The organism is Novosphingobium sp. (genome assembly GCF_049240505.1).
GTDB lineage: Bacteria > Pseudomonadota > Alphaproteobacteria > Sphingomonadales > Sphingomonadaceae > Novosphingobium.
Map to the genome: position 1 here is coordinate 1 of NZ_JBMLSM010000223.1, position 3,588 is coordinate 3,588.

The window sequence follows — 3,588 nt, forward strand, 5'->3', positions numbered from 1 at the left end:
CCGGCCTTCTCGAGCAGAGGCAGGGCCTCATCAAGAATGCGGCCCTTGGGCAGGGCGAATACGAGCGGTGCGGCGGTGGACATAACCCGCCGCCCTTATGGCACAGCAGCGCAAAGGGCAACCGAATGAACCCGATCATGGAGATCGAACAGGTCTCAAAAGCCATAGAATGGCAGGCGGATCATGCCACGAATAACGGTGCGCCCTGCACCGGGCGCGTGGTGCGGGCGCAATTGCGGCTGCTGGACGGTGCAACGCAAGTCGGCGCGCGAATCGCTGCGTGGCCGGGCAAGCCGCTGGAAGATGCGCTGCCGCTGCGACTGGCAGGCGGGTTTCACCATCTGGTGCTGACGGGTGCGGATGACCGGCTGACGGCTGTCTATCGCGGGGACTTGACCGATCAGGACGCGGTGGATGCGCTGGTTCTGGCGGTGACGCGCGCGCATGACGAAAGCCTGCTGCCGTGGCTGGATGGCCCTCCGCAGACCAACGAGGCGGGGCGGTCTGCCTCGATCATGGCCGGGCTGCTGTGGCTGGCGCAGCGGGTGGGGCCGCGCTTCGAGCTGAACGAACTGGGCGCGAGCGCGGGCGTGAACACGATGATGGAGCGGTTCTTCTTTGATCTGGGCGGGACGAAGGTGGGGCCTGAGAGATCGCCCATGCGGATCGTGCCGGAGTGGCGCGGGACTCCGCCACCCGAGAGCGCGGTGGAGATTGTGGGCATCAAGGGTTGCGACCGTGCGCCGGTGAATCTGGCGGATGCGGACGCGGCTTTGCGGCTGAAATCCTATGTCTGGGCCGAGGTGACGGAACGTATCGCGCGCATCGATGCGGCGATTGCGCTGGCCGCAGAGAAGGCCCCATCGGTAGTGCAGATGGACGCGGCGGATTTCGTGGCGCAGCGTTTGGCCGCACCGCAGGAAGACGACACTACGCGCGTCGTTTTCCATTCCATCGTCTGGCAATATCTGCCGCCTGAAACCCGCGCGCGGATCGAAGCTGCGATGGCTGAAGCCGGAGCGAAAGCTGATGCGCAGCGGCGATTGGCGTGGGTCATGCTGGAGACGAACCGCGAGACGTTCCGCCATGAACTGAGCGTGCGGTACTGGCCAGATGGGGCGGAACCGGTGCTGCTTGGCACCGCCCATGCACACGGGGCTTGGGTGGAGTGGTTTGGCTAACCGAGGAACCGGTCCAGCGCAGCGTTGACCGCATCCGGCGCTTCCCACGGTACGAAGTGGCCGCAATCGTGGACTTTTTCGAGGGTTAGCTGCGTGACCAGTTTATCCATGCCATCAAGGTTGCAGGGGGGCAGGGCCATGTCGTCCATCGCCCAGATCACCAGCGTGGGAATGGCCAACGGAGGGACGGGCGCGTCCTGATAGCCTGCGGGCAGTTCGAACGGCGCATCCATCGGTGGCACCGCCATCGGGCTGGCGCGATACCAGTTGAGCATGGCGATGGCGGCATCGCCGTTCGACCAGTCCTTGAACAGTGCGGCGCGCTCTTCCTCTTCCATCGTGGGCGCGCGCTCCCAGTTGAGTGCCTTCATCAAGAGCGCGCCGAGGCCATGTTCGCGCACCATCGGGTCGTTGGCAGTATCGCGGAAGGCGCGCATGTATTGGCTGGCCTCGCGTTGCTGGCGGTCGGTCCAGAGCAGGCGCGGGAAGATCACCGGGTGCGGTGCATTGGCGATGACCGCGCGGGTGACGCGCGTTCCCTGGCCAAGCAGGGCGACACCCCACGCGATGGCCCCGCCCCAGTCATGGCCCAGAATGGTGAACTGCCCGACGCCCAGCGCGTCGGCGAGTTGGAAGATATCACCGATCAGCTTGTCGGGGGTATAGCTGGCCACGTCCTGTGGTTTCGACGAGCCGCGATAGCCGCGCTGATCGGGCGCGATGCAGCGGAAGCGGGTGGAAAGGTGCGCGATCTGGTGTCGCCAGGTGCGATGGCTTTCGGGGAAGCCGTGGAGGAAGATGAGTGCGGGCGCATCGCGAGGGCCGACGTCCAGCACATCAAGTTCGATGCCGCTGGCGAGTGTAACGCGGGTCAGGTCGGTCATTCGGTCGCTCCCTCTTCCATTTTCCGGGCATAGCCGCCTGCGACGACGGCGGCCATCTGATCGTGCAGCGCATCGGGCGTGCGGCGCAATTCGCCGATCTGCTTTTCCATGCCGGTGCCGATGATGATTTCGCGTTCATCGCTGGCGATGGCATCGAGCATCATTTGCACGGCAGTAGCAGGATCAAGGCCATTCTCGATGGCCTTGTCGCTTACCCCGCGCGCCGATCCATCTGGACCAAGCGCATTGCGCGAAACATTGGTGCGGATCGATCCGGGGGCGATGACATGGACTTTCATGCCCAGCCCCGCCACTTCGGCACGCAGCGCATCGGCATAGCCGAACAGGCCAAACTTGGCCGCACTATAGGCCGTGCGCATGGGCGAGCCGACTTTGCCCGCGATGCTGGAAACCATCACGATACGCCCGGACCCGCGTGCCGCCATGCGCGGCAGCAGCGCCTGCGTGAGCGCGATGGGGGCGAGCAGATCGACCGCGACGATGCGGTCATAGACTTCGAACGCGGTGTCCACGGCGAGCGAGCGTTGCGAGATGCCAGCGTTGTTGACCAGCACATCAATGTGGCCCCGCCAGTTCCACGCCTTGTCAGCGGCGCTTGCGACGGCGGGATAGTCGGTCGCCTCAAAGGGCAGGACCAGCGCATCGCCGCAGCTTTGCGCCAGCTCCTGCAAAGGCGCTTCATTGCGCCCGGAAAGCACCAGCTTTGCGCCCTGGGTCGAAAGCGCCCGCGCCATCGCCGCGCCTATCCCGGACGACGCCCCGGTGATCCACACAACCTGCCCTGCGAACGCCATCCTGCTCCCCCGTGGACGAATCTTAATCGATCCATTAACGGCATCGTGTCAGGCTTTTGCGAAGGAGGGAAGGGGGCTGTGCGGTGTGGGCGGAAGTCCTTTGAAGGTTTGCGCGTGACCCTGTACGGGCACTGGATTGGTTGCTGCAATCGCCTTGCGCGCGCACTTCGCGCTCGGCAGCACCCATAAAGGCAGATCGTCAGGATTTTCAGTTGCAATGAATTATCGCCATTCCTTTCATGCCGGCAACAGCGCCGATGTCGTGAAGCACAGCCTGCTGATCGCCCTGGTGCGGGCCTTGCAGCACAAAGACAGCGCGCTGACCCTGATCGATACCCATGCCGGTTGCGGGTTGTACGATCTTGGCGGGGATGAGGCCCAGCGCACCGGGGAAGCAACGCAGGGCGTGCAGCGGGTCTTCGCGGACACGAATCCTCTGCTGGACGACTACCGCGCTGCGGTTCAGGCGGTGAATGTTGACGCAGATGGGGGAGGTGGGCCGCACCTCTACCCCGGATCACCGCGCATTCTGGCGCAGCTTCTGCGCCCGCAGGATGCCCTGATCGTGAACGAAAAGCACCCGCAGGACGCCTATGCCCTGCGCGGTGCGATGCGCGGCACATCGGCTGCCGTGCATGAGCGTGATGCCTATGAGTTCTGGCTGGCGATGCTGCCGACCCGCACCCCGCGCGGGGTGGTGGTGGTCGA

The 3,588-nt window shown here is 64.8% G+C and carries 4 protein-coding genes; 2 read left to right on the top strand and 2 right to left on the bottom strand.

The annotated features are described in order from the left end of the window. Window positions 1-137: 137 nt before the first annotated feature. Window positions 138-1,181, top strand: a complete 1,044-nt coding sequence (locus ACOVQ0_RS18470; RefSeq protein ID WP_421887949.1) for a DUF2332 domain-containing protein — start codon at window positions 138-140, stop codon at window positions 1,179-1,181. Here ACOVQ0_RS18470 and ACOVQ0_RS18475 read toward each other — a convergent pair. Then, on the bottom strand, window positions 1,178-2,065 hold the full coding sequence (locus tag ACOVQ0_RS18475) for an alpha/beta fold hydrolase (protein WP_421887940.1): 888 nt from the start codon (window positions 2,063-2,065) through the stop codon (window positions 1,178-1,180). The genes ACOVQ0_RS18470 and ACOVQ0_RS18475 overlap by 4 nt on opposite strands. Beyond that, window positions 2,062-2,880 (bottom strand): SDR family NAD(P)-dependent oxidoreductase, encoded by an 819-nt coding sequence (locus tag ACOVQ0_RS18480; protein ID WP_421887943.1) that lies wholly within the window; start codon window positions 2,878-2,880, stop codon window positions 2,062-2,064. Before ACOVQ0_RS18480 ends, ACOVQ0_RS18475 begins: the two co-directional genes overlap by 4 nt. A gap of 217 nt (window positions 2,881-3,097) precedes the next feature. Here ACOVQ0_RS18480 and rlmJ point away from each other — a divergent pair. Further along, on the top strand, window positions 3,098-3,588 hold a 491-nt coding region (gene rlmJ, locus ACOVQ0_RS18485; protein WP_421887946.1), incomplete at its 3' end, for a 23S rRNA (adenine(2030)-N(6))-methyltransferase RlmJ.

What these genes read in the sequence shown, in the direction of transcription:
- ACOVQ0_RS18480 (WP_421887943.1), bottom strand. Translation starts at nt 2,880, where the DNA reads ATGGCGTTCGCAGGGCAGGTTGTGTGGATCACCGGGGCGTCGTCCGGG.
- ACOVQ0_RS18470 (WP_421887949.1), top strand. Translation starts at nt 138, where the DNA reads ATGGAGATCGAACAGGTCTCAAAAGCCATAGAATGGCAGGCGGATCAT.
- ACOVQ0_RS18475 (WP_421887940.1), bottom strand. Translation starts at nt 2,065, where the DNA reads ATGACCGACCTGACCCGCGTTACACTCGCCAGCGGCATCGAACTTGAT.